This is a genomic window from Streptomyces sp. NPDC003035, from assembly GCF_042888285.1.
GTDB lineage: Bacteria > Actinomycetota > Actinomycetes > Streptomycetales > Streptomycetaceae > Streptomyces.
In genome coordinates this window covers 1,496-3,368 of sequence record NZ_JBIAPJ010000017.1, presented here as the reverse complement: position 1 = coordinate 3,368, position 1,873 = coordinate 1,496, and the positions used below count along the sequence as shown (strand labels likewise).

Here is a 1,873-nt window from a genome sequence, read left to right as displayed (position 1 = left end):
CGCTTGGCACGTTGTTGGGTATCTGAGGGTACGGCCGTGAGGTCGTGTCTTCGCGATGCCGGCCCCAGTGAACTCGCCACGTTGTGGTGGGGTGATGGGTGGCTGGTCGTTGCTTGAGAACTACACAGTGGACGCGAGCATCTGTGGCCAAGTTTTTAAGGGCGCACGGTGGATGCCTTGGCACCAGGAACCGATGAAGGACGTGGGAGGCCACGATAGTCCCCGGGGAGCCGTCAACCAGGCTTTGATCCGGGGGTTTCCGAATGGGGAAACCCGGCAGTCGTCATGGGCTGTCACCCATGCCTGAACACATAGGGCATGTGGAGGGAACGAGGGGAAGTGAAACATCTCAGTACCCTCAGGAAGAGAAAACAACCGTGATTCCGGGAGTAGTGGCGAGCGAAACCGGATGAGGCCAAACCGTATGCGTGTGATACCCGGCAGGGGTTGCGCATACGGGGTTGTGGGATCTCTTTTTCACAGTCTGCCGGCTGTGAGGCGAGTCAGAAACCGTTGATGTAGGCGAAGGACATGCGAAAGGTCCGGCGTAGAGGGTAAGACCCCCGTAGCTGAAACATCAACGGCTCGTTTAAGAGACACCCAAGTAGCACGGGGCCCGAGAAATCCCGTGTGAATCTGGCGGGACCACCCGCTAAGCCTAAATATTCCCTGGTGACCGATAGCGGATAGTACCGTGAGGGAATGGTGAAAAGTACCGCGGGAGCGGAGTGAAATAGTACCTGAAACCGTGTGCCTACAAGCCGTGGGAGCGTCGCTCATTGGGTTTACCCAGTGGGTCGTGACTGCGTGCCTTTTGAAGAATGAGCCTGCGAGTTTGCGGTGTGTTGCGAGGTTAACCCGTGTGGGGAAGCCGTAGCGAAAGCGAGTCCGAACAGGGCGATTCAGTAGCACGCTCAAGACCCGAAGCGGAGTGATCTAGCCATGGGCAGGTTGAAGCGGAGGTAAGACTTCGTGGAGGACCGAACCCACCAGGGTTGAAAACCTGGGGGATGACCTGTGGTTAGGGGTGAAAGGCCAATCAAACTCCGTGATAGCTGGTTCTCCCCGAAATGCATTTAGGTGCAGCGTCGTGTGTTTCTTGCCGGAGGTAGAGCACTGGATAGGCGATGGGCCCTACCGGGTTACTGACCTTAGCCAAACTCCGAATGCCGGTAAGTGAGAGCACGGCAGTGAGACTGTGGGGGATAAGCTCCATGGTCGAGAGGGAAACAGCCCAGAGCATCGACTAAGGCCCCTAAGCGTACGCTAAGTGGGAAAGGATGTGGAGTCGCAGAGACAACCAGGAGGTTGGCTTAGAAGCAGCCACCCTTGAAAGAGTGCGTAATAGCTCACTGGTCAAGTGATTCCGCGCCGACAATGTAGCGGGGCTCAAGCGTACCGCCGAAGTCGTGTCATTCATACACATATCCCCAACGGGAGTATGGATGGGTAGGGGAGCGTCGTGTGCCGGGTGAAGCAGCCGCGGAAGCGAGTTGTGGACGGTTCACGAGTGAGAATGCAGGCATGAGTAGCGATACACACGTGAGAAACGTGTGCGCCGATTGACTAAGGGTTCCTGGGTCAAGCTGATCTGCCCAGGGTAAGTCGGGACCTAAGGCGAGGCCGACAGGCGTAGTCGATGGACAACCGGTTGATATTCCGGTACCCGCTTTGAAACGCCCAATATCGAATCAGGCGATGCTAAGTCCGTGAAGCCGCCCTGGAGCCTTCGGGCAAAGGGGAGTGGTGGAGCCGACGAACCAGACTTGTAGTAGGTAAGCGATGGGGTGACGCAGGAAGGTAGTCCAGCCCGGGCGGTGGTTGTCCCGGGGTAAGGGTGTAGGCCGTGTGATAGGCAAATCCGTCACACATT

At 57.3% G+C, this 1,873-nt stretch carries 1 rRNA gene (only partly in view); it reads left to right on the top strand.

The window, feature by feature from the left end:
* Positions 1-145 precede the first annotated feature (145 nt).
* Positions 146-1,873, top strand: a 23S ribosomal RNA gene (locus tag ACFYV5_RS34665); it runs 1,494 nt beyond the window's last position.